This window comes from Bacillus paralicheniformis, assembly GCF_001042485.2.
GTDB classification, from domain to species: domain Bacteria; phylum Bacillota; class Bacilli; order Bacillales; family Bacillaceae; genus Bacillus; species Bacillus paralicheniformis.
Genome location: NZ_LBMN02000011.1, coordinates 115159 through 139743 on the forward strand (window position 1 = coordinate 115159; position 24585 = coordinate 139743).

General features: G+C 45.2%; 22 protein-coding genes and 2 pseudogenes. 8 read left to right on the top strand and 16 right to left on the bottom strand.

Going from position 1 to position 24585, the window contains the following annotated elements; genetic code table 11:
* Nucleotides 1-196: 196 nt before the first annotated feature.
* From ACH97_RS08840 to fadH, 3 genes are all read right to left on the bottom strand, one after another.
* Nucleotides 197-823, bottom strand: a complete 627-nt coding sequence (locus ACH97_RS08840; RefSeq protein ID WP_020451197.1) for a DUF3993 domain-containing protein — start codon at nt 821-823, stop codon at nt 197-199.
* A 109-nt stretch (nt 824-932) separates the two neighbouring features.
* A complete protein-coding gene (locus ACH97_RS08845) occupies nt 933-2153 on the bottom strand; it encodes an EAL domain-containing protein (RefSeq protein ID WP_020451196.1) in 1221 nt (406 codons plus the stop codon).
* Nucleotides 2154-2221: 68 nt separating this feature from the next.
* On the bottom strand, nt 2222-2986 hold the full coding sequence (gene fadH, locus ACH97_RS08850; protein ID WP_020451195.1) for a 2,4-dienoyl-CoA reductase: 765 nt from the start codon (nt 2984-2986) through the stop codon (nt 2222-2224).
* 146 nt (nt 2987-3132) lie between these two features.
* Between fadH and ACH97_RS08855 the strand changes: the two genes are divergently transcribed.
* The 4 genes from ACH97_RS08855 (at nt 3133) to ACH97_RS08870 (ending at nt 6658) form a co-directional block, all read left to right on the top strand.
* On the top strand, nt 3133-3990 hold the full coding sequence (locus tag ACH97_RS08855; RefSeq protein WP_020451194.1) for a metallophosphoesterase: 858 nt from the start codon (nt 3133-3135) through the stop codon (nt 3988-3990).
* 177 nt (nt 3991-4167) lie between these two features.
* A complete protein-coding gene (locus ACH97_RS08860) occupies nt 4168-4665 on the top strand; it encodes a L,D-transpeptidase family protein (protein WP_020451193.1) in 498 nt (165 codons plus the stop codon).
* 88 nt (nt 4666-4753) lie between these two features.
* Entirely contained in the window at nt 4754-6055 is a 1302-nt protein-coding gene (locus tag ACH97_RS08865) for an MFS transporter (RefSeq protein ID WP_020451192.1), read from the top strand.
* Nucleotides 6056-6196: 141 nt separating this feature from the next.
* Nucleotides 6197-6658 carry a YkyB family protein gene (locus tag ACH97_RS08870; protein ID WP_020451191.1) on the top strand — a complete coding sequence of 154 codons (462 nt, stop codon included), beginning with the start codon at nt 6197-6199 and terminating at the stop codon, nt 6656-6658.
* A gap of 28 nt (nt 6659-6686) precedes the next feature.
* Here the strand turns inward: ACH97_RS08870 and ACH97_RS08875 are convergent, their stop codons facing one another.
* From ACH97_RS08875 to ACH97_RS08885, 3 genes are all read right to left on the bottom strand, one after another.
* Nucleotides 6687-7604: a chemotaxis protein gene (locus tag ACH97_RS08875; RefSeq protein WP_020451190.1), complete on the bottom strand. Its 918-nt coding sequence runs from the start codon at nt 7602-7604 to the stop codon at nt 6687-6689.
* A gap of 73 nt (nt 7605-7677) precedes the next feature.
* A complete protein-coding gene (locus ACH97_RS08880; RefSeq protein ID WP_048350548.1) occupies nt 7678-8997 on the bottom strand; it encodes an MFS transporter in 1320 nt (439 codons plus the stop codon).
* A 96-nt stretch (nt 8998-9093) separates the two neighbouring features.
* Nucleotides 9094-9618 carry an RDD family protein gene (locus ACH97_RS08885; RefSeq protein WP_020451188.1) on the bottom strand — a complete coding sequence of 175 codons (525 nt, stop codon included), beginning with the start codon at nt 9616-9618 and terminating at the stop codon, nt 9094-9096.
* A gap of 171 nt (nt 9619-9789) precedes the next feature.
* Here ACH97_RS08885 and ACH97_RS23740 point away from each other — a divergent pair, with 171 nt between their 5' ends.
* A complete protein-coding gene (locus ACH97_RS23740) occupies nt 9790-9948 on the top strand; it encodes a hypothetical protein (RefSeq protein WP_165583461.1) in 159 nt (52 codons plus the stop codon).
* A gap of 191 nt (nt 9949-10139) precedes the next feature.
* Nucleotides 10140-11320, top strand: a pseudogene (locus tag ACH97_RS08890) (aminotransferase A); the annotation flags it as partial.
* A gap of 14 nt (nt 11321-11334) precedes the next feature.
* On the opposite strand, the gene ACH97_RS08895 reads toward ACH97_RS08890, so the two are convergent.
* Together ACH97_RS08895 and ACH97_RS08900 are read right to left on the bottom strand one after the other, a co-directional pair.
* Nucleotides 11335-13143 (bottom strand): PAS domain-containing protein, encoded by a 1809-nt coding sequence (locus ACH97_RS08895; protein ID WP_020451185.1) that lies wholly within the window; start codon nt 13141-13143, stop codon nt 11335-11337.
* 160 nt (nt 13144-13303) lie between these two features.
* Nucleotides 13304-15418: a peptidoglycan D,D-transpeptidase FtsI family protein gene (locus ACH97_RS08900; RefSeq protein ID WP_020451184.1), complete on the bottom strand. Its 2115-nt coding sequence runs from the start codon at nt 15416-15418 to the stop codon at nt 13304-13306.
* 348 nt (nt 15419-15766) lie between these two features.
* On the opposite strand from ACH97_RS08900, the gene ACH97_RS08905 reads away from it, so the two are divergent.
* Nucleotides 15767-16528: a CAP domain-containing protein gene (locus ACH97_RS08905; RefSeq protein ID WP_020451183.1), complete on the top strand. Its 762-nt coding sequence runs from the start codon at nt 15767-15769 to the stop codon at nt 16526-16528.
* A gap of 44 nt (nt 16529-16572) precedes the next feature.
* Here ACH97_RS08905 and ACH97_RS08910 read toward each other — a convergent pair whose 3' ends face one another.
* The 4 genes and pseudogenes from ACH97_RS08910 to ACH97_RS24435 form a co-directional block, all read right to left on the bottom strand.
* Nucleotides 16573-17445, bottom strand: coding sequence for an NAD(P)-dependent oxidoreductase (locus ACH97_RS08910; RefSeq protein ID WP_020451182.1), 873 nt, complete (start codon nt 17443-17445; stop codon nt 16573-16575).
* A gap of 13 nt (nt 17446-17458) precedes the next feature.
* Nucleotides 17459-18244 carry an SDR family oxidoreductase gene (locus tag ACH97_RS08915; RefSeq protein WP_041817195.1) on the bottom strand — a complete coding sequence of 262 codons (786 nt, stop codon included), beginning with the start codon at nt 18242-18244 and terminating at the stop codon, nt 17459-17461.
* Between the two features lie 107 nt (nt 18245-18351).
* A complete protein-coding gene (locus tag ACH97_RS24430) occupies nt 18352-19299 on the bottom strand; it encodes a methyl-accepting chemotaxis protein (protein ID WP_391509467.1) in 948 nt (315 codons plus the stop codon).
* Nucleotides 19294-20220: pseudogene (locus ACH97_RS24435) on the bottom strand (HAMP domain-containing protein); the annotation flags it as partial. The pseudogene ACH97_RS24435 and the gene ACH97_RS24430, both read right to left, overlap by 6 nt.
* A 266-nt stretch (nt 20221-20486) precedes the next feature.
* Between ACH97_RS24435 and ACH97_RS08925 the strand changes: the two are divergent.
* Nucleotides 20487-21134, top strand: coding sequence for a GNAT family N-acetyltransferase (locus ACH97_RS08925; protein ID WP_020451179.1), 648 nt, complete (start codon nt 20487-20489; stop codon nt 21132-21134).
* Nucleotides 21135-21141: 7 nt separating this feature from the next.
* Here ACH97_RS08925 and splB read toward each other — a convergent pair whose 3' ends face one another.
* From splB to ACH97_RS08945, 4 genes are all read right to left on the bottom strand, one after another.
* Nucleotides 21142-22170: a spore photoproduct lyase gene (gene splB, locus ACH97_RS08930; protein WP_023857297.1), complete on the bottom strand. Its 1029-nt coding sequence runs from the start codon at nt 22168-22170 to the stop codon at nt 21142-21144.
* A gap of 73 nt (nt 22171-22243) precedes the next feature.
* Complete coding sequence (locus ACH97_RS08935; protein WP_023857298.1) at nt 22244-22477, bottom strand: transcriptional regulator SplA domain-containing protein; 234 nt, start codon at nt 22475-22477, stop codon at nt 22244-22246.
* A 120-nt stretch (nt 22478-22597) separates the two neighbouring features.
* The gene (gene ptsP / locus ACH97_RS08940; protein WP_020451177.1) at nt 22598-24316 is read right to left on the bottom strand and encodes a phosphoenolpyruvate--protein phosphotransferase; all 1719 of its coding nucleotides are present in this window, start codon (nt 24314-24316) and stop codon (nt 22598-22600) included.
* Nucleotides 24316-24582, bottom strand: a complete 267-nt coding sequence (locus tag ACH97_RS08945; RefSeq protein ID WP_003181247.1) for a phosphocarrier protein HPr — start codon at nt 24580-24582, stop codon at nt 24316-24318. Before ACH97_RS08945 ends, ptsP begins: the two co-directional genes overlap by 1 nt.
* Nucleotides 24583-24585: the final 3 nt, after the last annotated feature.

The window sequence follows — 24585 nt, forward strand, 5'->3', positions numbered from 1 at the left end:
ACCTAAAGCCCAAAAATCCCGCAGCCATTTGCAATGCAGGATTCCACGCAAATAAAAAACTTGGCGGGGGCAGCGCCAAGTTTTTTAAAACCTTGATCTGATAGAGGGGTTGGGGAACAGAGAGGTTCATCTCTCTATAATTAAATGATAATGATTATCAGTATCATTGTCAATGAATTTTTTAAAAATTCTTTTTCTAGCTGAAAAGTTCGGCCAATGTCCAGTTAACATCGATGACAAACAGCGGGAATACAGCGTGGTCTTCTTTCTTGTTATCCGCAAAATTCGAGTTTGTTTCTTTCTCATCCGGTTGTTCGGCCATCATGTCTTCTCCAGCCGGTTTTGTATCAGATTGGCCGATAGCCGTTACTTTGAAGCTGCCGCCGATATTCTTTAGCGTCACCGTCTGATAATTTTTTTGATATGAAACAGGACCGCGGTCTTGATCTCCAACACATTCGTATACGGTATAGCTTCCGTCTTTCACCGCCACTTTTGTGTTTTCATCATAGCTGAAGAAAGGGATTGCAACTTCCGGCGCGTCTGTCCCGTAAAAAATCCACCCCGCTTGTTCGGGGAAGGCGTTCGCCTCCACGTACTTCGCTGCCATGGCGTGTTCCATATAAGGTTCCAAGAGGGATATCATGTCTTTTTTCGTTCTTTCCTTTTCGGTCAGCTGAAAATGGACGTCGGATACGGATTGAAGGGTCTCAAATAACGACGCTCTTGTCGGTTTTTCTCCGGCTTCGGCAAAATCCGCACAGAGGAATACAAAAGCCGCAGTCAATAGTCCGCACAGTAAGGATGACCAAACGTTCTTCATATGATCCGCCCCTTTTTTAGCATATATATTCACATTTTCCTTTATATACGCAAAACAAACCTCTCGGGATTCATTTTTTCGAAAAGAAAAAGCGGCGAAAGGCCGCCGCTTAAATTAATCCGTCTTGTTCGTATAAATATGAGTAGGACAGGTCAATGAACAGATACAATTCTTCATCCATCGGATAGGAAAATGTTCTGATCATTTCCCCCGTTTCGATATCGCTGTACAAATCGCTGAAAAACCCTTTTCTCATCGTTCTCATCCTCATGATATTCTCGAGAAAATAAGGGCGCCAGCTCCAGTTTTTGCCGATGTACTCAGGCTGAAATATCCATGCTCCATCATGTTTAAACACGTTTTTCGTCAGCTGAATCCCGTCTTCATCGCACATGTAAATTCTAAAGCTGCAATCGGTCAGTTCTTTTCCGAGATTGAAGAGAAACTCATCGTCTGACTGAGCTGTTTTCTTTAGCGATGTGACAAGCTGATGAATCCGTTTGTAAAACTGCTCAGAGTGGTCGTACAAAATGGTTAGCTTCTTCTTCTCATGTGTGATAAATTGGTGAAACTCGGCATGCAGCCGGTCCTTTAATACATTCCGTTCGATAAATTCATCCTTCGGCACTTCAAGATACTGCCCCTGAAAATACCGGCCTCCGTTTCTCCATGCGTATTGCAGCTGAAAGCTCGCCTCAATATCCTCGTAAAGCAATGCGGCGCCGATTTTTCTGGCAAGGAGTGATATGCTGTAAAGCACATATTCATAGGATGGCGAAGGAGAAGACAGCTTGAGCGGCTGAAGGTCGATCTTTAACAGATCAGGGGAAAGAAGAGCGATTCTGTCGAGGTTGCTGCTTTCCTTTCCGATATTATCAACAGCGACTTTAATTCCGTATGTACGGTAATAGGTCAGCAAATGATGCAGCTGTTCAATATCCCCTTCAAACTTTTGCTCCGTGATTTCGATAACGAAACGGTTGAGCTCGAGCCCTTTATCCTGATATTCCATCAACAGGTCGAGGAACGATTCACCGTGATCCATCATCAGCACATTTGCATCTTGATTGACGAAGATGAGCAGGTCGCGCCCGCTCTCCAAAAAATGATCAAGCGCCTGGCGAATCACCTTGAGATCAACCTCTTTCTTGTATTCTTCAGGAATTGTCGGATCAGAAAAAAACGGCCCGAGACTCTTCACTTCAGATTCTACCTTGATACGCCCCAGCACTTCATAGCCGATCACCTTTTGTTCTTCAGCACTGAAGATCGGCTGATAGTATGGAATAACATCTTCAATGTTCGTTAAAATATCGAGTGGATCCAACATGGCATATCACCTGCTTCTAATCTTTGTCTGATTATACCATACTGGCCCGCACCTTTGAATTTGAAATCTTAAAACGGACGGGGATTCAGCCATTGGCCGCCGTCCATCGTCACACACTCCCCGTTGACATATCCCGCCTGTTCAGAAAGCAAAAATGCGGCGAGTCCCGCGATTTCTTCAGGAGTTCCCAGCCTGTTGAGCGGAACGCTTTTGATTGTCGCGTGCGCGGCTTCTTCCGATTCAAACAATTTTTCGGCACCGCCCGTCCTCTCGATCGGACCGGGCGCGATGGCATTGCATCTGATCCCGTATGCACTTCCCCACTCGACGGCAAGCGTCCTCGTCAGCGACAGGACACCTGCTTTTGCCGCCGCGGAATGAACGACACCGGCACCCGCGCCCCATGCATATGTCGCGACCATATTTAAAATCTGGCCGCGTTTTTTTTCCTTGATCCAGTAGCGGCCGGCTGCCTGGCTGCAATAAAATGTGCCGTTCAGCACGATATCGATGACCGCCTTCCAGCCGTTGACCGACAGTTTTTCAGCAGGGCAGATAAAGTTCCCTGCGGCATTGTTAACCAAAGCGTCGATCGTACCAAAGCGTCCTGCCGTCTCTGTGATCATCTGTTCCACATCTTCAACAGACCTGACATCCATCCGGCATATAGCCACCTGCCCCGTAAATGTTTCAATTTCTTCTTTGGCCGCTTCAAGCGTTTCTTGCGTTCTGCCTGTAATCATCACATTCCAGCCTTCTTCGACTTGCTTTTTGGCGATCGCTTTTCCCATTCCGCTCGACCCGCCGGTCACGATTACAACTTTTCTGTCCATATCCATCCCCCTTGTTTATGAATGAGTATTCATTCAATTCATAGTTTATCATATAAGTTAAAAAAAATTAACAAAACACGCGGACTGTCCTAAAATGGCTTTTCTGGATGATATAATGTAGAGATTCTATTAAAGGTTGGTTGCTTATGAAAAATCCGTCCAGAAGACAATTTTTAAAAGGCTTCTTAGGCCTTGCTGCAGCAGGGCTCTTTACCGCTGCCGGCGGCTTGGGCTATGCGCGCTATCTCGAGCCGCACATGCTTGAAACAAACTTGATTCCCATTCGGCATCGTCTCATTCCTAAAGGGTTTGACCAGTTTCGGATCGTTCAGTTCAGCGACACCCACTTAAGCGAATACTTTACAGCAGACGAGCTTTCAAATGTTGTCAGCCAAGTGAACGCCCTTTCCCCGGACCTTATCGTATTCAGCGGGGATTTAATAGATAAACCGCATCGCTACCGGGAACACGAGCATGCTGTCAACGCCTTAAAAAAGCTTTCAGCCCCCTATGGAAAGCTTGCCATATTCGGAAACCATGATCACGGCGGCTATGGAACAAAAGTCTATCAGACGCTCATGGCATCGGCCGGTTTTCAGGTGCTGCGAAACGACTTCATGAAGCTTGAATTGATAGACGGAAGCGTAATAGAGATCGCGTCACTCGATGATTTGATGCTCGGCAGCCCCGACTATGAAGGCATCCTGTCAAAACTGAGTAAAAAAGCCTTCTCGATTTTGCTCGTCCATGAGCCAGACGCTGCTTTAACGGTAAAACAATACCCCGTCAATTTGCAAATATCCGGACACACCCACGGCGGACAAATTCAGATTCCCGTATTTGGTCCTTTAATCACGCCTCCGTACGGAGAAATTTATACGGAAGGGATGTATGAAACAGCTGGAATGAAAATCTATGTCAATCGAGGAATCGGCACGACCAGGCTGCCGCTCCGCTTTTTGTCAAAGCCTGAAATCACCGTGTTCCAGCTTGAATCCACTTAATCCTTAACCGGCCTTTTGGCTCAAAATGAAAGGCATCTGCATACATTAAGTAAAAGCATTCCCGCTCATTTCATCCAATCCTCATTAAAAAAACGAAACTTCCCCAGCCTCTTTCCGTCTATATATTAGCAGCGGAAAAGGCTCTCTTTTCGTTTTGAAAAGGAGATGTGCTGATTATTGCTGATGTACCAAGTAAAATCTGGAGAAACTCTGGAAAGCATCGCCGCCGATTTCAGAATGACCCGGCAGGCTTTGCTGCAGGCGAATCCGGGCTTAAACGGCGGCCAAGTGTCCGCAGGCCAATCGATTATCATTCCCGGCATTAGAAACCCGGACACAATCCCTTACCGGATTGTCGTGTCTCTCAGCGGGAGAACGCTCAGATTATATGAGCAAAACAGACTTGTAAAAACATATCCGATTGCCGTCGGAAAAATCCTCACACAGACGCCGAGAGGCGAATTTGTCATTGTCAACCGGCAGCCAAATCCGGGCGGCCCGTTCGGCGCCTACTGGCTGAGCCTCTCAAAACAGCACTACGGCATCCATGGCACGAATAACCCGGCGTCAATTGGCAAAGCTGTTTCAAGGGGATGTATCCGCATGCACAATCAGGATGTTCTGGAACTTGCTTCTATCGTACCCAACGGAACCCGAGTGTCCATTACACCTTAGACCAGTACATTTCCAGACAAATGCAATTTGAACAATACAACATCTTGTATTAAGATATAATGGGACCTTTAGGGTAAGGAGCGTATATATGGATCTTTTTAAAAATCGTAATTTCGTCCGACTTTTTTTCGCAGCTTTCGCTTCTCAAATGGGAACGACAGTCGGAAACATGGCTTTCGCTTTTTTCTTGCTCGACCGGTTCAGCAGCCAGCCGGCCTACACGACAATCGCCGAGCTGATGTATTCCTTGCCGACGGTTTTTGTATTCTTTATCGTCGGGGTGGTCGCTGACCGTTTTGACCGCAAGAAAGTCGCGGAAAACTGTGATTGGATCAGAGCGGGATTGACTGTCGTTCTTTTCTTTGTACTGTATCTTCAGATCATACCGCTTGTGTTTTTAGTTCTATTTATCAGAAGCGCGGTTACAAAATTTTTCTACCCGGCCGAAGCAAGTTTGGTCCAGGCCATTTTAAGAAAGGATCAGTATGCAAAGGCAGCCGGACTGAACCAGATGCTTTTCAGCCTGTTTCTATTGTTCGGCGTAGGAATTGGAGCTTTTATGTACAAGACGATCGGCCTGCATGGTGCTATCGCTCTTGATTTTGTGAGCTTTATCGTATCCGGCTTTTTAATCCGTTCCTGCGATATTCCGCTAGAAGCGCGGCAGCCGAACGGGCAAAAAGGCTGGAAAAACATGACCGTCAAAGATTCGATGCACGATTTTAAGGAAGGCATCGTTTATATATTAAAAAATAAATTGCTTGCCTCTCTCGTATTCGGATATTTTATCTTCGGACTTGTCAGCGGGGGACTTTCGGTTCTGCCGATGTTTAAAATGAAGTATGAGCTGTCCCCTGACAGTTATGAGTGGCACACATCCCTCTTTACAATCGTACTGGGTATCGGACTTTTGACAGGGATTGCCGTCGCCGCTCTGCTTGAAAAAAAAGTGAAGCCGGCATACATGATGTCAGTCCCGATTTTTATTGCGGGTGCCTTTATCATTTTGCTTGGCTTTACAGATCAATTGCCCGTATATTACTCGGCTGCGTTTCTTGCCGGGATATGCATCGGACCGATCAACACAGCGCTTGGCGGCTGGATTCCCAAAATCGTCCACCCAAGGCTGATGGGAAGAGTCAGCGGGTGGACCGATCCGCTGACAATGATGGCGCAATCCTCAGCGCTTGGCGTGATCGCTGTTTTATTCCCGGGAATCATCGCCGATGTGGATTATATATATTACGGTTTGGCGGGAATTATTCTGCTGGCGGCGATGTACTATTTTATCGTCCTGCCTAAATTAAGCGCCGAGAACGCGGAAATCGACGTTCAAGCGGCGCTGAAGAGACAAAAAAATACAAAAGCAAAAATGAACTCTGTTTTATAAAGATGAAAACGCGCGATTCCTTAAAAAATCGCGCGTTTTTTCTATGAGATATTTGCATTTTCTGTTCTATTTCGTATAATTTAGACATAAGCCTTGCAACTTTAGGAGGTGATCTAGAAACGAATGGATAGGAGAGAAAAAATGGACGACCATAATCATACGAAAGAATTAAAACCGACAGTTGAAAACCTTTCAAAAGCGATTTATACAGTTAATCGCCATGCAAAAACCGCGACTAATCCCAAATACCTGTATCTTCTGAAAAAGAAAGCTTTGCAAAAGCTGCTTAATGAAGGAAAGGGTAAAAAGGTAGGCCTTCACTTTTCGAAAAATCCAAGATTCAGCCAGCAGCAGTCAGATGTGCTGATTTCTCTCGGAGACTACTTTTTTCACATGCCTCCAACAAAAGAAGACTTCGCAAGCCTTCCACACTTAGGTACATTAAATCATTCGTATCGGAACCCTAAAGCTCATATGTCCTTGAATATAGCGAAACAGCTTCTTCAAAACTACACGGGAATTAAGGAAAAACCGCTCGTCACAAACCGGAAGCGCCCTGCCTCAAAGCCCGTCTTCAAGAAGCTTGGCGAAAGCTATTTTTAATAAAAAAAGCCTCAAAAAGAGGCTTTTTTTAGTTCTTGAAAATATATTTATCAAGCTTTTCGATCAGTTCGTTGAGCTCTGGCTTGCTGATTTGTTCGTCAGCTCCGACTTGTTCCCCTTTATGGCGAAGATCGTCTGTAATCAAAGAAGAGAAAATCAAGATCGGCAGCTCCGAACTCAGCGGGTTATCTTTTAACAGCTTTGTGAGCCGGTGTCCATCCATCTGCGGCATTTCAATATCCGTGATCATGAGATCGACTTTTTCGTGAAGGGCTGTGCCGTCTTCCATCAATTGAAGCACATGTTCGTAAGCCTCTTTTCCGTTTTCAAAAGACACGATGTTGTTATACCCTGCTTCATTCAGCTTTTCCACCAAAAGCCGCAAGAGGAGCGGAGAGTCTTCGACAATCATCAGCTTTTTGTCAGTCCGTCTCTGATCAAATTTTTCATCTTTCATTTGATAAGGGTCCGTACCTGACTCAGACTCAAGATCAAAAATGATTTTTTCGTAATCAGGCAGGAAAATCATTGTGCCGTCGAGCTTAATGATGCCGGTAAGGTGACGGTCCATTCCTTGATTTAAAGCGGTCGGCTTCTCGATTTCTTCCCACGACACCCGGTGAATCTGCGAAACCGATCCAGTGTGAAAGACGATTTTCCGCTTGTTGAATTCCGTCACAATGTATTTTTCTTGATGCTCGTCCTCACCGTGTTCGACGCCGAAGAAAGAGAATAAATCAATGACGGGAAGAATTTCCCCGCGCAATGTGATCATGCCCTCCATATGCTTGTGCGAATGAGGCACTTTCGTAATGTCAACCGGCTGAATGATTTCTCTGACTTTCATGACATTTATGCCGAAAATGTTGAGACCAACTTCGAACTTCACGATTTCTAATTCATTGGTTCCCGAACTTAATAAAATTTCCTGTTGGTTTGAAGACACTGATATCCCTCTCTATCCTACTTTGTGTTTACTTTTTATATCGGCGTCTTTTGTTAAAAGTTGATGCTCTGGGTTAAGCTTTTGCCTTAACATTTTGATGAATGATCAGGCCGATCGCTGCCAATAACACTAAAGATCCGAAAGCCATTCTGCTGGCCATGTTCCCTAAATCCCTGAACAGCAAAGTAATCGATCCGTACAGGACCGGACCGAAAATGGAAGAGATTTTCCCCGACAAAGCAAACAATCCGAAAAATTCGCCTCTTTTATGCTCGGGCGTCAGTTCGATAATCAGTGTCCTTGATGCGACCCATGTGCCTCCAAGCGAGATACCGAAAAGGCTTCCCGCAATCCAAAACAAGACTGTTGACGTCGTGCATGCTCCAATCGTCAAAGCGGTGATCATAATGGCGGCGACAAGACTGACTGCGTGTTTAGCGCCGATCTTTTTTGTTACAAAGCCGAGCAAAAATGAACCGATGATGCTTGAGACCGTTGAAACAAGGTAAAGTAATACAAATTGACCGGTCGTAAAACCGATGACCGTTTTTGAATAAACCGCCATCATGGCTATTGCTGTAGCAAGCGCATCATTCAGGAAAAAGTAGGCGATCATGAACAAGAAGACCGGTTTGTACAGGCGAATGTCCTTGAACGTCTGCACGATTTCCCTGTATCCGCTGAAAAACGATTTTTTTTCTTTCGGTTCCGGTTTTCTTTTCTCTTTCGTGAAGAGCAAATACGGAAGTGAAAAAAGTAAAAACAAGAGAGCCGACGGGATGAAAGCACGGTGAAAATCCTGGTTCCCGACCAGAAGGTAAACCGTTAAGCCGGCCAAAGTACCGATATATCCGATCGCAATCCCGAATCCTGATAAGAGAGGAATTTCTTCTTTTGTACCCAAATCAGCCAAAATCGTATCATAAAACACCAAGCTTGAATGATAGAAAAACTTTGCGGTCACAAACATGACAACAACAAGGATCAAAGATAACGGAAGCCCGTATATGTCCTTCTGAAACGAAGCGCCCGCAAAAACCCCCATTAAGATGGTGCACAAAACACAAATCATCGTAAACAGACCGATGTATTTTTTCTTTCTGCCCGTCCGGTCAATCAACACCCCGAATAAAGGCGTGAAAATGACGAGCAGGAAGCTTGCGGCTGCGTTCGAATAGGAGATAAAAGTGCTTGCCACCTGATTCATGCTGGCGTTTTCGCCGACTGCCTCCTGCAAATAATAAGGAAAAAAGATCGTCACAATGTTTGATGAAAAAATCGTGTTTGCAAAATCGTATAACGCCCAAGATAGAATCGGCAACGTCAAAAAGAGCTTGATTCCCGTTCTTTGCGCCCGCTTTACAGCTTGTTCACGTTCCGGCTGAGTATCCATCTGGATTGATGCCTCCTTATTTTTATTCCTGCCGTGAAACATTTTCCTGAACAAGACAGCACGCATTCATGCTGAAAGCGTGCTGTCTTTTACCCGTTATTTTTTTACGACAATGGTTCCTGCCAACATATCATGAAGCGCCTGGCGCCTTTCTGTGAAAAAGGCCATAATGTAGCCGACCAATAAAATCGGAGAAAGAAAGCTTTTGGCCAGAAACCTTCCGGCCGCACGGCCGAAAGAGATTCTTCCGCCTTCTGCTTTCGCCACCTGAACGTTCATGATTTTCTTGCCGAGCGTCCCTTGCCATTTGGATGATTCCATCAGCGTGTAATAAAGAAAATAAACAATAAAAGTAATACTTCCAACGATCGCTATGGTTTTGAACATGCTGATGATAAACGTAAAGATTTCCTGATCGCTCAAATACTCGGGATCAGTCTCCATCATGAGCATGATATCCGAATTTCCCAACATCAACGCCGCTGTTAAAACGTACGTGAAAATATATGCGGGAATCCCGAGAATCAATCCGTCGAGCAGGGAAGCTACAAAACGCGCGCCGATTCCGGCATACTCGCTCCTTTCAGGAGCAGTTTCGTGTTTGTCTAATTCCAATTCCAATGTGCTTTTCCTCCTAACATCTTGACTTCTATATACTACTAAGATTCGCTGAATATTATCAATACGTATCACGTTTTTTTAAAGTTAAATTAATGTACGGCTCACAAGTTTTTCATTGACTTTGACATTTATCGTGTTACAATGGTCAAGGATTTTTCAGGAAAGGTGTTTATGATGGGAACAATTGTAACGATTAAAAATCATGAAATGACCATTTTAGAAGGGGTCAGCCGTGCTGTTTACACAGAAATGCTCAAGGATGCTTCAGACAGTGAAGAACAAATATATATTTCGTGGAAAGAAGATGTTGACTTCGATTACGGCTACTAAACGAAATATAACGTAAGACAATCGTTTGATTGTCTTATTTTTCTATCTGCTGCCATCCGCATGTCCGCATACCTTGCATTGTTTTGCATATACTTGTTACGAGTTTTTATAAAATTGATTGATTAAAAGATGACAATTGGTCTGATGATGGTAAAATAAGATAAACCATAACATTTTTAAGGTGATGCTAAATGGAACATTTGCTTAATCCAAATGTAAAAGAAATCGAAATCTCAGGGATCCGCAAGTTCTCAAACCTTGTATCCCAGTACGAAAACGTAATCTCTTTAACAATCGGCCAGCCTGATTTCTTCACCCCCCACCATGTCAAACAGGCCGCCAAAAAAGCGATAGATGAGAATCAAACATCTTACACTCACAACGCCGGATATCCCGAACTGAGGCAGGCTGTACAGCTTTATATGAAGAAAAAAGCCGATTTAAATTATGAAGCGGAAAGCGAGATCATTGTGACGACCGGAGCCAGCCAGGCCATCGATTCGGCATTCCGCACGATTTTATCACCTGGCGATGAAGTCATTCTTCCGGGGCCGGTATACCCCGGATACGAGCCGATCATCAAAATGTGCGGAGCGTCTCCATTGATCATTGACACCACGTCTCACGGCTTTAAGCTGACAGCAAAATTGATCGAGGAAGCGCTGACGCCGAAGACAAAATGTGTTGTTCTTCCTTATCCGTCAAATCCGACGGGAATGACGCTGTCCGAAGAAGAGCTGAAGGACATCGCCTCCCTTTTAAAAGGTCGAAACGTCTTTGTGCTTTCGGATGAAATATACAGCGAACTCACTTTTGACAGACCGCACCACTCCATCGCGTCTGTACTAAGGGACCAGACGATCGTCATCGGCGGACTTTCCAAATCCCACAGCATGACAGGCTGGAGAATCGGATTTTTGTTCGCGCCGAAGGAAATCGCCAAACATATTTTAAAAGTCCATCAATACAACGTATCATGCGCTTCATCGATCTCTCAAAAAGCAGCTCTGGAAGCCGTCACCAACGGGTTTGATGATGCGCTGATCATGCGCGAGCAATATAAAAAACGGCTTGACTACGTGTACGACAGACTTGTGACAATGGGCCTCGATGTGATTAAACCGTCGGGAGCATTCTACATTTTCCCGTCCATCAAATCATTTGGAATGTCTTCCTTTGATTTCTGCATGTCGCTTCTTGAGGAAGAGGGGCTTGCGATCGTGCCGGGCAGCTCGTTTTCTGAATACGGGGAAGGCTATGTGAGGATCTCTTACGCATATTCTCCTGATACGCTAAGGGAAGGTCTTGACCGGCTGGAGTCCTTTGTTTTCAATAAGAGGCAATCGATACAGACTACGTAAACAACGGCTTTTACGCCGTTGTTTTTTATTTTGGAAATGAAATCTTAAATGTCGTGCCTTTTTCTGCTTTGCTGTCGACTTCGATTGTTCCGTTGTGATTTTCGATGATATTGAAGGTGACCATCAAACCGAGGCCTGTTCCTTTTTCCTTCGTCGTCAAAAACGGCTCGCCGATTCGCTTCATGACATGTTCAGGTATTCCTTCTCCTTCGTCCTCCACCTCGACGATGACCGAATCTTCGGTTTCTCTGACGGTCAAATGGACCGTACCGCCGTTCGGCATGGATTCGACGGCGTTTTTGATCAGGTTGATAAACACTTGCTTTAATTGATTTTGATCCCCTTTAATATAGATATTGTCCGGGAGGATCGTATTGATCAAAATGCCGTTTAAGTTGGCCTGCGTTTCTAAAAGGGCCGTCACTTCGCGGATCAGCCTGATCAGATCTAGCTTTTCTTTCAATGCGTTTTGCTGCGGCTTTGCCAGCATGAGAAGCTCGCTCAAGATCAGTTCGATTCTGCTTAATTCGGAAAAGATAATATTAAAATAATGTTCATTTTCTTCCATCGTGGGCTTCATCAGCTGTAAAAACCCTTTAATCGCGGTGAGCGGATTGCGGATTTCGTGGGCGATCCCGGCTGCAAGCTGTCCGGCGATCGACAGTTTTTCCGAACGGACCATCAGCTCCTCGGTCTGCTTGCGTTCAGAAATATCCCTTAAAATCACCTGAACGGCCGTTTCCCCGAAAAATGTCGTAGGGATGCAAACCATTTCTGTATAGATGAGCCTTTTTTCAAATGTATACCACGTCTGCTTTATGATTTCAGATTCGGATTTTCGGTCTGTAATCCGTTCCAGCCTCGCTTTGACATCTTCGTGGTCGCACGGGTGCAGATGTTCATAAATATCTTTGCCGATTAAATCCTCATACGTTTTTGCTTCAAACAGACGAATGCCTGATTCATTCATAAAGACCCATCTACCTTTATGAATAACGGCTATCGTATCGATTGAGTTTTGAATCAAGAGCTGATAGCGCTCCCTGCTTTTTTGCAAAATGGTCTGGAATTTCTTCCTCGATGAAATGTCAATGAGCAGGAGCAGCTCCGCTTTCTGGTTTTGATAAATGGTCGGCGCCGCCTTGACTTCGAGGTGAATCTGCGTGCCGTCGAGCTTATGCCAAGTTTGCTCGATCATTCCGACATCAAGTCCCTGCTGCATCCGCTTGATACGGTTTTTGACGATGTCATGGTACTCTTTCTCGATAAAATCGTAGGAATACTTTCCGATAATTTGCCGTTTGTGCTCGGCTCCGAGCAGGTTGACCATGGCGTCATTGACGTAGACTATTTCCCCTTGAACGCTGATGCACAGAGGGTTTGGCAAGCCTTCCACCATGGCTTCGAATTCCTCTTTTGCCGGCAGCCTGGCAGCTTCTTCCGGTGTGTCTTCCTCTTTTATGGAGCTGCTTTTCTTAGAGGGACGGTCTTCAAACACTTTCATTTTGAGTACAATCTCGCGTTCTTTTTCTCCAACATGGGTCGTCACGAAATCGATCGATGCTTCGATCCAGATCATCGTGTAGTCTTTTTTCACAAATCTGAAGGTGCAAGGCAGCAAATGATGCTCATTGTAAAAATAGCTTTCTACCAGAAAAAGATCGTCTTCGTGTAAATAGTCCTTCAAATACGTACCGATCAGTTCATTCTGCTCGTAACTTAAGAGCTCTTTGCAATTTGCAGATATGTATATAAAACGGCCGTTAGCTGACAGGACTGCCTGTAAATTCATATGTGGCTTATATTGCTCAAAACGTTTTGTTTTTTGTTCCATCATATCCCTCCTTTATACCCTATTCATGACCAGCATTCATTAAAACTATTTTGCTTAAAAGGATTCGCTAAAATGCGAGAAATCTCCTTCAAAACTTCTAGCATTCGTCAAATTTTGATAACAAAAAAAGAACCCGGAAAAAATCCGTGTTCTTTTTTGTCTAATCCTTGCTGTATTTTTTTTGCAGATCGACATAGGCTTTGACGATTTTGGCGGCGATGTTTTTGTTGATTCCGCCTTTATCAGTGGTCATAGACGGAACAACAACGCTGAAAGCAACCTCAGGATTTTTCGAAGGATAGTAACCGGCAAAGGTTAGGTTGTAACTCATCGTTCCCCACCAGCTTCTGTTCGTGCCGTAGTAAGGCGCCTGTGCTGTTCCGGTTTTGCCTGATACATCAAGTGAACCGAATGTCCCGGCTGCTGTTCCACCAAGCTGAGTGACCCGTTTCAAACCGGTTTTCACGATTTCAATATCGCTTTGGGAGTTGTTGATTTTATTGAGCACATTGGCCGAACGCTCTTCAATGACAGATCCGAGCTTTTCGCTTTCGGGTTGGTGAATACTTTTCACGACTCTCGGCTGCACTCTGTAACCGTCGTTGGCAATCGCGGACATATATTGAGCGAGCTGCAAAGGCGTATATGTGTCAAACTGCCCGATTGCTTCATCGAGAAGGAGACCCCCGACTATTTTTGGGTTTGTCTGCATCCCGGCCGACTCCTGCGGCAAGTCGATGCCTGTTTTTACCCCAAGGCCAAATTGATTGAAGTAATATCTCATTTTATTTAAGTCCTCTAGGTTCGCTGGAAGCGGGCCGTTCGGTACATACGTAATTCCTGCAATCCTCATGGCCACATGAAACATATAAACGTTTGAACTTTTTTGAAGCGCTTTGACTTCATTAGCCCATCCAATTGTGTCGGTATAGGAACCTTTTATAACAGGCCCTGCGAAAGTCAGCTTTCCGTTATCCAAATACATCTGCCCATGCGGCATGCCGTCCTGATAACCGGCCAGCACGGTCGCACCTTTGACGGCTGATCCCATTTCATACTGGGTCGTAAACGCGCCGATTGAATAGTCGGTGATTTTGCCGTCGATGATTCGCTTTCCGGCCATGGACAGGATGTCTCCGTTATTCGGATCCATCATGACGACGAACGCTCTGTCCAGCATGTAGTTTGAGCCGCGGAATTTATTAAGCTCCTCTTCGATAGCCTCTTCGACTTTCTTTTGGAGCTCCATGTCGAAGGTGAGCTGCAGATCGTACCCGCGTCTTCCTTCATCAACCGTTTCCTGGCTGATAACCTTGCCTGAGCGGTTTTCTGTATATTGCACTTTCGCTTTTTTCGGATTTAAATATTCTTCATATTGATACTCGAGATAACTTTTTCCCACTCTGTCATTCCGGGCATATCCCCTTGTCAGGTAGAAGTCTTCCCGGTCCTTGATGAGCCCTTGCTCAGGCGTTGTGACGCCTCCGAAAATGGAGTAGAGCGTTTTTTCATAAGGATATTTCCTGGTCCAGTCCATGATGACGTCAACGCCGGGAAGCTCTTCAAGATGCTCGGAAACGCGTGAGACTTCCTCATACGTTAAATCGTTGGCCGGCATCTGTTTTGAAGCCTTCTCATCAAGGAGCTGCGCATCGTTTTTCCCCTCGGTTTTCGGGCTCATCGCTTTGACGATCTGCGGCTCATACGCATAGCCGCCTGAAAACCTTCTGAAAATCGCGGCGACTTTAAGCTCGTCTTTGTCCTTTTCCAGCGCTTTGATCTCTTCCGCCGGAACGCGGTCTACCTGCAGCTTGTATGTTTGATCAGACTTGAGGGTTTTCTCGCCGTCTTTCAGAAGTGCAGCAGCTTTTTTCGGATGTCTGGCAAGCCAGTAATCTTTCAAATCTCTTTCTTTCAGAAACGATGGATCGATATCGATCAATTCTGCGAGTTTTTTGGCTGTGCTGATTTTTTCCTCCGTTTTTGTGCTTGTCATCATCGTATATGTGATCGCGGGAACGCTTTGGTTGTCGACAACCACCCGCCCGTATCTGTCATACATTTTACCCCGCGGCGCCGGGTATGACGCAATTTTCGCCTCGGTTTTCGAAGCTTCCTGCTCATACGCTTCCCCATTGACGATTTGCACGAGGCCCAGCTTGACGATCAGCGCAGCGAACAAAGTGAACACCGCAAAGAAGTACAGGTTGATCCGCCATAAACGCGAACGCCTGCTCTTTTTGATTTCAGCCGGATCATGTTGAGATTCTGTCACTGAAACTCTCTCTCCTCTCACAATATTCAATTTTTACATTAATTAACTGAGATATATTGTAACACTTTTGTAATGGTTGTTACAATCTAAAGTTTTTAAAAAAGCTGTCAATCTCTTTTTATATTAAAATTTAACTAACACATTTAAATTTTACCACGTTTATGACAAGACGCGTAAAAGAGCGATCTGGTTGCATATTGGCAGCAAAGGGTTTTTCTTTTTTTATGTCAAAATTAACAATAATACCTTGTCAAAGGGAATATATGGATCTATTATTTCAAAAAAGCCGTGTTATGATTCTAGTGTACGAAACAACAACAACTACAACATTTAGGAGGATTACTGTTTATGAAAAAAGCTTTTCTTTTATCAGCAGCAGCTGCAGCAACGCTCTTCACATTCAGCGGCGTTCAACACGCTGACGCTAAAGAGCAGCAGCAAGTACAAGTCAAAACCGTTCATTCCATAAATGTAACTGATCTCGCAGGCAAACTGAATATCCAAAACATGAACCAGCTTTCTAAAGCTGACCAGGAAAAAATTCAGTCCCTGCTTCATTCTTATAAGAAACAAGCCACTCAACAGCCTAAAGCTTCTGCACCCAAGTCTTCTGCACCTAAAGCTTCAAAGCCTGAAAGCACGCAGACTCAAAAACAGGAAGCTTCAAAGCCTGCGGCTTCAAAAGAGCAGACTTCACAGCAAAAGCAAAATACAGCGCCTTCATCTTCTTCTGTAAGCGCGTATGAAAAAGAAGTTGTTGAGCTGACGAATGCGGAAAGAAAGAAACAAGGGCTAAAACCTCTTACTTTGGATGAAAAACTGAGCAAGGTTGCCCGCACGAAATCTCAAGATATGAAAGATAACAATTACTTTGATCACAACAGCCCGACTTACGGTTCTCCATTTGACATGATGAAGAAATTCGGCATCACATACCGCACTGCCGGAGAAAACATCGCGAAAGGCCAAAAAACGCCTCAGGAAGTTGTCAAAGCTTGGATGAACAGTGAAGGCCACAGAAAAAACATTATGAACCCTAACTTCACGCATATCGGTGTTGGATATGTGAAAGACGGCAACTACTGGACTCAGCAGTTCATCGGAAAATAAGAACCAGCAAAAAACCACTTGCATTGAGCAAGTGGTTTTTTTCGTTATTTATATTCTGTCCAAAGCTTGTACACACTTTGGGTGCCGCTGTTTTCTTCGCCTTTTTCCACAAGGGTGTCGTAAAGGCTTTTCGCAAGCTCGAGCCCCGGCATTTTCTCGCCCATCAACTCCGCTTCTTCTAGCGCGATGCCCATGTCTTTAACAAAGTGTTTGACGTAAAAGCCCGGTTCAAAGTCGCCTTTCAGCATTCTAGGCGCGAGATTTGAGAGGGACCAGCTTCCCGCAGCGCCGGTCGTAATGCTTTTTAACACATTGTCGGGATCGAGTCCGGATTTTTTGGCGTAGGCCATCGCTTCTGCGACACCGATCATACCTGCAGCAATCGCAATCTGGTTGCACATTTTCGTATGCTGCCCGCTTCCGGCCGGCCCCTGATATTGGATATTTTCACCCATGATCGAAAAGATCGGGTAGCATTCATCAAAGGCTTTCCGTTCTCCTCCGACCATAATGGCGAGCGTGCCGTTTCTCGCGCCGACGTCCCCGCCTGAAACCGGAGCATCTAAAGTGTAAAGTCCTCTCTCTTTTGCAGCATCCTCGATTTGTTTGGCGAGAGAAGGCTTGGAAGTCGTCATATCGATGAGGTAAGAACCTGTTTTGGCATTTTCAATAATGCCTTCGCTTCCAAAGTAAACTTCTTCAACGTCTTTTGGGTAGCCGACCATTGTGATGATCACATCAGACGACTGCGCCAGTGCTTTGACGGATGATTTCCATTCCGCCCCTTTTTCCACGAGGCTGTCCGCTTTCTGTTTTGTTCTCGTATAGGCGCTGACGGGATAGCCTGCAGCCAAAATATGCGAGGCCATGCTGTTTCCCATTACACCGAGTCCGATAAATCCGATTGTTTTTTTCATGATGTCATCCCCCTTAAATCGCTTTTACCATTCCGCCGTCTATCAGCAGTGTCTGTCCAGTCATATATGTATTGCATTCTGATAAAAGAAAGCTTGCATACTGTGCAAAGTCGTCAGGTTTTCCGTAGGAGCCGAGCGGAATCTCTTTCTCATAGCTTTCCTTCACCTGCTGCTCGGAAAGGCCCGTTTTCTCGGCTTTCAGCCGGTCAAGCTCTGCCACGCGGTCTGTCGCGATTCTTCCCGGGGCGAGCGTGTTGATCAAAATGCGATGTTCGGCCAACTCTTCAGCAATGGATTTTGTCAGACCGACGATTCCCATTCGAAACGTATTGGAAAGCAGCAGCCCCGGAATCGGTTGCTTGACTGATGATGAAGCGATATTAACGATGCGTCCTCCATCCTTTTTTAGATATGGAAAAGCTTCGCGGATTAAACGGACATAGCTGAGCAGATGCAATTCAAATGACGAAGTCCAGTCAGCGTCTGTCAGATCCAGCAGGCTGCCGCCCTTCGGTCCTCCGACATTGTTGACAAGCATATCGATCGTTCCAAATGTGTCAGCGGTCTTTTGAACGAGCGCTTTGATCCCGTCGGCGTCTGCAAGATCGCATACTTGATAAGAGATGGCTCCGCCGCCGAGTCCGCTCAGCTCTTCCGCTGCTTTTTTCAAGTCCGCTTCGTGTCTCCCGGACAGCATGACATTTGCCCCTTCTGTCGCAAGGGCTTTTGCGATCGCATTGCCGAGTCCTTTGCTGCTTGCTGCCACAAGCGCCGTTTTGCCATTCATCTTTAAATCCACAATCATCACTCCCTTCATACTTATAGTGTAACACGTATATTCTGAAAATTGGGATTGTGAGCGTTGAAAAAGGGGAAGTCCCTCTTTCAACAAGAGGGACTTCTTTATTACACGTTAAACTTATTGATCGCATTTAATAATTCTTGGTTGGCCTCGCTCAGCGCTCCAGCAGATTTGGCGATACTTTCCAGCGCTGTCAGCTGCTCGTTTGTCGAAGCGCTGACCTCTTCCGCAGCCGCTGCAGACTGCTGGGAAATGGCTGAAATGCTCTGGATCGAATCGGACATTTTTTGCTGTTCTCCGCTCATATCAGAGATTTCAGAGTAAATGTGGTCAATTGAGTTGACGAGCGCCTGCATTTCTGCAGTAATTTTGCTGAGCGCTTCTCCTGTCTCGTGAATCATTCCATTTTGTTCTTCATTCATCTTGCTTGCTTCCGTCATCGCTGAAACGGCTTCTTTCGTTTCCAGCTGAATCTGCTTGACCGTTTCGCTGATATGCTGTGAAGAGACCGCCGATTGTTCGGCAAGCTTTCTCACCTCTTCTGCAACTACCGCAAAACCGCGTCCGCTTTCGCCGGCACGGGCTGCTTCAATGCTGGCGTTCAGAGCAAGCAGGTTTGTTTGATCAGAGATCGCCGAGATGGCTGTAACAACGTCTTCGATGTTTTTCGTTTTTTCTTCAAGCTGCAAAAGCATATGTTCCACTTTCTTCGTCTCCGAGTTGGCTTCATTTGATTTTGCAAGCAGCTGCCCGAGAGCATCGATTCCTGTATAGCTTGCATCTTCTGATGTTCTCGAAAGCTTCTTGATGCTGTCGGCATGATGTTCAATTTCTTTAATTTTGACAGACAGCCGTTCGGATTGTTCATTTACATTTTCGATCTCTGCCGCTTGTTCTGTCGCACCTGTCGCCACTTCTTCGATTGCTTTGGCAATCTCATCGCTCGCAGAAACCGTTTCTTTTGAAACAGCGCTTAATTGATCGGTCGTTTTCGATACTTTTCCGGACGAGGTTCCGACTTGCACAATCATTTCTTTCATGTTTTCGACCATCTTGTTGAAGTCTTTTGTTAATATACCGATTTCGTCTTTTGAGGCAGCTGCTGTCTGGACCGTCAAATCACCGCCCGCGACAGCCTTTGTTTTGGCAATCAGCTGCTTAATCGGGCCTGTGATCGTTTTGGCAAGGAAATAGCTTAAAATGATCGCCGCTGCCAAAGCAATGATTGAAACGATCATGACCATTTTGTTCATTTCCTGTGCGACCCACATCAGCTTCGCCGTGTCGAATTGCGTACCGACTTTCCAGCCCGTACCACCGACGGTCTGATAAGCGATCACAGTATCTTTGCCTACTTTGATTCCGTCTTTGGATGACGGGATGTCCCGATATGTTTTGTCTTTCGATATATCGTCACCTTGTTTTGACGGGTGGGCAAGCATTGTCCCGTTTTGGTCCAAAATAAATGCGTAGCCGTCATATGGCATCTTTTGATTTTCGATAATTTTGTTTAATGAATTCAATGAAATATCTAAGCTGATGACGCCTAATACTTTATTGTCGACAACGACTGCTTTAGCCGCTGCGACCATCATCTCTCCAGACACGACATCTTGATACGGCTCTGTCCAGATCACTTGATCAGACGTTTTGGCAGCCGATGTGTACCAGGGCCGGGTCGTCGGGTCAAAATCTTTATCAAATTCGGCTTTCGGGTATATCCATATATCTTTTTTTGAAGTCGCTATATACGCATTGGTGACAAATTCGTTTTTATCCTTGATTTGCTTTAATTCGTCGTTGATCAGTCTGCCCAATAATTTATTTTGATCATCTTCTAAAAATGACTGCGCCATTCGACTGTCGCTCATACGATTTAAAGCGATTTCATAGTTTTCTAATTGAAGCTCGATATTACCTTTGATCGAGTTAAGCAGACTTGAAGTCGATTCTTTTGCTTGATCTTCAAGCATCGATTTCAACAAATGTGTTGTGGAAAACTGTAGGACGATAACCGTCAAAATCAGCAGGATGGCAACAAATCCGGCAATTTTGACATGCAGTTTTTTAAACAAATGAAACCCTACTTTACATGCACCTTCATATTCTTTTTATCGGCCAAAATTTCGCAAAATTAAGATAGCCTGCTAAAATAACGGTATAATGAAGGAAATATCAAAAGGAGTGATGGGCGATCTATAAACAGTTTTACGTCGATAACGGCATTTCTTATCAGCAGGTGGACATCCGCAATTACAACAACAAAGATATTCCCGATTTGATTGCACTCCAAAGAGAATGCTTTCCGCCTCCGTTTCCGGAAGACCTTTTGTGGAATGAAAAGCAGCTCCATTCCCATATTGAACGATTTCCCGATGGTGCACTTTGCGCGGTTTCCGAAGGCCGAATCATCGGTTCGATGACGGCGCTCATGACTGATTTTGATCCGCATCATCCTCACCACAGCTGGGACGAAGTGACAGACAACGGGTATATCGGCACACATCAAAACGATGGAAACTCCCTTTATGTCGTCGATATTTCCGTGTCCCCTCACTATCGAAAACTCGGCATCGGAAAGCGGCTGATGCAGTCCATGTATGAACTGACGGTTTTTAAAGGGCTCAAGCGGCTCATTGGCGGCGGACGGATTCCCCATTATCACAAGTCGGCTGAAGAAATGACGCCCGAACAGTATGTTCAAGCTGTATTGGACGGGGAAAAGCGCGATCCCGTGCTCTCATTCCTGCTCCAGTGCGGACGATCGCCGGTTTGCGTGATTCCCGGCTACATTGAAGATGAGGAATCGCTTCATTATGCGGTCTTAATGGAGTGGAAAAACCCTTTTTTAACATCTCAAAACAAAAAACAGAGCTTTTCCGGCTAAAGCTCTGTTATGTGAAATATTCGATTTTTGCTTCGGGAAAATAGTTATCAATATACGTTTCAAGGGCGCTGCGAAGCTCTGCTTCTTCATCCTTCTGGTATATATATTTGCCAATCCCGTATCTGCCCCATTTATAGCGCCGTTTTTCTTCATCCAGTTCGAGCTTTGTCTTTGGATAGTTTTTTTCAATGACTCTTTTTGCCGGCTTCGTGAATCTGTGCTGGATCATTTCAAAGGTAATGTCGCGCCTAGCATGCTGCGGCAGCGCACGATCGAGCTTTTCGAGCAGCACTCTGTAGCCTTCCTGCCAGCCGTCATGAATATAAATCGGAGCGATGATAAAACCAAGCGGATAGCCTGCTTCCGCTACTTTCACGGCGGCTTCGATCCGTTTATCCAAAGGGGATGTGCCGGGTTCAAAACTTTTGATGACATAATCGGCATTTACGCTGAAGCGGAAACGCGTTTTTCCGTTGTGCTTGGCATCAAGCAAATGGTCGACATGATGGAATTTTGTCACGAAACGCAATTTACCGTGGTCGGATTGACCGAAATGCTCAATTGCACGCTTTAATGTGTGTGTCAAATGATCAATCCCGACAATATCAGATGTGCAAGAAGCTTCAAACCGCGTATCCTCGGGAGCGCGTTCTTTCATATACTGGTCCGCCTGATCAAGTATTTCCTCCACATTGACGTACGTTCTGATATACGGCTTGCTGCCCATTGTCGTCTGCAGATAGCAGTAATGGCAGTGACCCATACACCCTGTTGCAAACGGAATCGCGTATTCTGCGGACGGTTTTGATGAATCGAATTTCAATGTTTTTCTGACGCCGATGACCAAAGTGGATTTCGCATTTCTGTATTTTTGCAGGTGGCCTTCCCCCGGGATATTCCTCACCTGATTGTGTGAAGTCGTTTCCCTGATCTCAAGCCCCATGTTTGAAAATTTATCCCTCAGCTCTTTTCCCAGCGGGTATTCCAGCGCTCTCGGTTCAATATAGACGAGCTGGGGAACAAACGGTTTTACCATTGGAAACAGACACATCCTTTGCTTATTTCCGTTACTTTTTGCATTTAGAGGATGTGATATACCGGTAATATTTTCATACCCCGTCAAATAACTCACGGTAAAGCCGTTCCGCCTCTTCATATGAAGAAAAAACTGCATCATCTTCGGCAAAGGCGTGATATGTATCATACATAAACAATGCCAGTTCACCTTCGTGAAGCGGGTGATCAACGACTTCAGCTTCCTTTATATGCGCGACATTGGCGGCATGCGGGTTCCGGTAAATGACATAGACCTCATCACCCGGTTTGAATGGCTGCCTGGGCATATCAAAATCCCCCTTTCTAACTATTGGTCACATGTATTATTTCCGCCGCAGCCGAGATCATTCAGATCAACAAAAAAACCCGGACGGGCATTGGTTATGCCTGTCCGGATTTTCAATCGCTTATGCCATATTGAAGGTTTCTTTTACGAATTGTACAACCTCTTCTGTTGTGCTCATGGACAGAATTTGCTCTTTGAACGATTCCGTCTCTTTTTTAGAAAGCTTGCTGATTTGCGTTCTTGCCGGCAGGATTGACGTCGCGCTCATTGAGAACTCGTCCAGTCCAAGACCGAGCAGGATCGGGATCGCGATTTCATCTCCCGCCATTTCGCCGCACATGCCGACCCATTTTCCTTCTTTATGGGCCGCTTCAATGACAAGCGTGATCAGGCGGAGAATCGCAGGATTGTACGGCTGGTAAAGGTAAGATACCCGCTCATTCATCCGGTCAGCAGCCATCGTATATTGAATCAGGTCATTCGTTCCGATGCTGAAGAAATCCACTTCTTTAGCGAATTGATCAGCGATCACAGCTGTTGAAGGGATTTCAACCATCATACCGACTTCAATGTCTTCGGAAACTTGTTGACCTTCAGCTTTCAGCTTTTCTTTTTCTTCTAAAAGAATTGCTTTCGCTTCTTTAAATTCGTTTACAGTCGCGATCATAGGGAACATAATTTTTAAGTTTCCATATGTACTTGCCCGAAGCAGCGCACGAAGCTGCGTTCTGAAAATCTCTTGCTCATCAAGGCAAAGACGGATCGCTCTGTATCCCAAGAAAGGGTTCATTTCTTTTGGCAGTTCTAAATATGGAAGCTCTTTGTCTCCGCCGATATCAAGAGTACGAACGACAACTGATTTGCCTTCCATACGCTCAAGAACGGTTTTATAGGCATCAAATTGCTCCTCTTCAGTCGGAAGCTGGTCTCTGCCCATGTAAAGGAATTCAGTCCGGTAAAGGCCGACTGCTTCTCCTCCATTTTCCAGAACGCCTTTTACATCATCAGGTGTACCGATATTAGCGGCAAGTTCCACATGATGTCCGTCATTCGTTACAGTCGGTTCATTGACAAGCTTCGCCCATTCGGCTTTTTGCGCCAGGAAGGCTTGATGCTTTTCTTCGTATTCGCTGATTGTTTCCTGGGCAGGATCAACGATGACATCGCCATTGATACCGTCAACGATCACTGTTACGCCGTTTTGAATGCCTTTTGTTGCCGCTTTTGTGCCGACAACGGCCGGAATTTCAAGCGAGCGCGCCATGATGGCTGAGTGGGACGTCCGTCCGCCGATATCTGTTGTAAACCCTTTAACAAAGTTGCGGTTTAGTTGCGCTGTATCAGACGGTGTCAAGTCTTCGGCTACGATGATGACCTCTTCGGAAATCAGACTCGGGTTCGGAATTTCAACGCCGAGAAGATGCCCTGTGACACGCTTGGTGACATCGCGGATGTCTGCGGCGCGTTCTTTCATATATTCGTTATCCATCGACTCGAACATTGTGACGAACATGTCGGCCGTTTCTTTTAAAGCGAATTCCGCGTTGACGGAGTCCGATTTGATTTTGTCTTTAATCGGGTTTAACAGTTCCGGATCGCTTAATACTAACAAATGTGCAGAAAAGATTTCCGCTTTATCTTCTCCAAGCTCTTTCAATGCATGGTTTTTAATGATTTCAAGCTCTTTTTTAGAACGCTCGATGGCGTCTTCAAAACGATTTACTTCCGCATCAGAATCAGAGATGTTTTTCTTTTCAACCGTTAGATCAGGCTCCTCAAGCCGATATGCTTTGGCGATCGCAATACCGGCTGAAGCGCCTATTCCTTTTAGTTCAAGCATTATTCGCCTAAACCTTCGCTTTTCATTGTTTCTTCAAGTGCGGAAAGAGCATCATTTTCATCAGCGCCGGAAGCAGAAATCGTAATTTCAGCACCTTTAGCAATACCTAGTGACATAACACCCATAATTGATTTAAGGTTGACGGTTTTTCCGTTATATTCCAAATTAATATCTGCATCATATTTGCTTGCTGTTTGTACAAGAACAGTCGCTGGACGAGCGTGGATTCCAGAATCTGCAGTTACTTTAAACGTTTTTTGTGCCATTTT

What these genes read in the sequence shown, in the direction of transcription:
- ACH97_RS08840 (WP_020451197.1), bottom strand. Translation starts at nt 823, where the DNA reads ATGAAGAACGTTTGGTCATCCTTACTGTGCGGACTATTGACTGCGGCT.
- ACH97_RS08845 (WP_020451196.1), bottom strand. Translation starts at nt 2,153, where the DNA reads ATGTTGGATCCACTCGATATTTTAACGAACATTGAAGATGTTATTCCA.
- fadH (WP_020451195.1), bottom strand. Translation starts at nt 2,986, where the DNA reads ATGGACAGAAAAGTTGTAATCGTGACCGGCGGGTCGAGCGGAATGGGA.
- ACH97_RS08855 (WP_020451194.1), top strand. Translation starts at nt 3,133, where the DNA reads ATGAAAAATCCGTCCAGAAGACAATTTTTAAAAGGCTTCTTAGGCCTT.
- ACH97_RS08865 (WP_020451192.1), top strand. Translation starts at nt 4,754, where the DNA reads ATGGATCTTTTTAAAAATCGTAATTTCGTCCGACTTTTTTTCGCAGCT.
- ACH97_RS08870 (WP_020451191.1), top strand. Translation starts at nt 6,197, where the DNA reads ATGGACGACCATAATCATACGAAAGAATTAAAACCGACAGTTGAAAAC.
- ACH97_RS08880 (WP_048350548.1), bottom strand. Translation starts at nt 8,997, where the DNA reads ATGGATACTCAGCCGGAACGTGAACAAGCTGTAAAGCGGGCGCAAAGA.
- ACH97_RS23740 (WP_165583461.1), top strand. Translation starts at nt 9,790, where the DNA reads ATGATGGGAACAATTGTAACGATTAAAAATCATGAAATGACCATTTTA.
- ACH97_RS08895 (WP_020451185.1), bottom strand. Translation starts at nt 13,143, where the DNA reads ATGGAACAAAAAACAAAACGTTTTGAGCAATATAAGCCACATATGAAT.
- ACH97_RS08905 (WP_020451183.1), top strand. Translation starts at nt 15,767, where the DNA reads ATGAAAAAAGCTTTTCTTTTATCAGCAGCAGCTGCAGCAACGCTCTTC.
- ACH97_RS08910 (WP_020451182.1), bottom strand. Translation starts at nt 17,445, where the DNA reads ATGAAAAAAACAATCGGATTTATCGGACTCGGTGTAATGGGAAACAGC.
- ACH97_RS24430 (WP_391509467.1), bottom strand. Translation starts at nt 19,299, where the DNA reads ATGGTCGAAAACATGAAAGAAATGATTGTGCAAGTCGGAACCTCGTCC.
- splB (WP_023857297.1), bottom strand. Translation starts at nt 22,170, where the DNA reads ATGGTAAAACCGTTTGTTCCCCAGCTCGTCTATATTGAACCGAGAGCG.
- ACH97_RS08935 (WP_023857298.1), bottom strand. Translation starts at nt 22,477, where the DNA reads ATGCCCAGGCAGCCATTCAAACCGGGTGATGAGGTCTATGTCATTTAC.
- ptsP (WP_020451177.1), bottom strand. Translation starts at nt 24,316, where the DNA reads ATGCTTGAACTAAAAGGAATAGGCGCTTCAGCCGGTATTGCGATCGCC.
- ACH97_RS08945 (WP_003181247.1), bottom strand. Translation starts at nt 24,582, where the DNA reads ATGGCACAAAAAACGTTTAAAGTAACTGCAGATTCTGGAATCCACGCT.